This is a genomic window from Mesorhizobium sp. M1E.F.Ca.ET.041.01.1.1, assembly GCF_003997355.1.
Classification (GTDB): Bacteria; Pseudomonadota; Alphaproteobacteria; order Rhizobiales; family Rhizobiaceae; genus Mesorhizobium.
The window spans coordinates 1-980 of record NZ_RZSL01001099.1 but is presented as its reverse complement, the minus strand read 5'-3'; the positions used below and the strand labels follow the sequence as shown (position 1 = coordinate 980).

2 protein-coding genes are annotated in these 980 nt (G+C 64.6%); both read left to right on the top strand.

Annotated features, from left to right (window positions below):
• Positions 1–651, top strand: a 651-nt coding sequence (locus EOA38_RS37660) for an RluA family pseudouridine synthase (RefSeq protein WP_145966339.1), incomplete at its 5' end; no start/stop codon positions are given.
• 41 nt (positions 652–692) lie between these two features.
• Positions 693–980 (top strand): EamA family transporter (locus EOA38_RS37655; RefSeq protein ID WP_189435223.1); only part of this gene is annotated, 288 nt, incomplete at its 3' end.

The following is a 980-nucleotide window of genomic DNA, read 5'->3' as shown; positions in this document are numbered from 1 at the left end:
GTCCAGGGCGGCTCAGGCGTGACACGCAATGTCGACGACATGCTGGAGGCCTGGCGCAACCAGAAGGGCGAGAAGCCGCGCCTCGTGCATCGTCTCGACCGCGACACCTCGGGCGTGCTGGTCGTTGCCCGCACCCGCCTTGCCGCGATGAAGCTTTCGGAAGCATTCCGGGCGCGCGACACGAAGAAGACCTACTGGGCGCTGGTCAAGGGCGTGCCGTCGAAGCGCGAGGACAAGATCTCGACCTGGCTGGTCAAGGAGGCGACGCCGGACGGCGACCGCGTGCGCATCGCCAAGCATGGCGAGAAGGGCGCCGACCATGCCGTCTCCTATTACCGCGTCGTCGAGCAGGCGGCGCAGTCGTTGTCCTGGCTGGAGATGGAACCATATACCGGCCGCACGCATCAGCTTCGCGTGCATGCCGCCCATATCGGCTGCCCGATCATCGGCGATCCCAAATATTTCGAGGCCGACACCAATTGGGAATTTCCAGGCGGCATCCAGAACCGGCTGCATCTGCATGCGCGCCGCATCGTGATTCCGCATCCCGACCAGGGCGTCATCGATGTCACAGCGCCGATGCCGCCGCATATGCGCCAGAGCTGGAACCTGCTCGGCTTCGACGAGCAGAGCGCGGAGGACAACAATTGAGCGGCGCGACCGATACGCTCGACCGCCGCGACGCAGTCGACATGACTGCGGCCGCCATCATGGTCGGGCTGACGCTGTCCTGGGGGATGAACTACGTCGCCGCCAAGGTTTCGTATGCCGGTTACGATCCGGTTTTCGTCTCCATCGCGCGCTCCATCCTTGGCGGGTTGTGCGTGTTCGGCTGGTGCCGGCTGCGTGGCATCAAACTCTTTCAGGCGGATGGCACGCTGGTCGCCGGCATCGTCGCGGGCGTGCTCTTCGGCGTCGAATTCTTGTTCCTCTATGTCGGGCTGGAGTACACGACCGTCGCCCGCAACACGCTCTTGGTC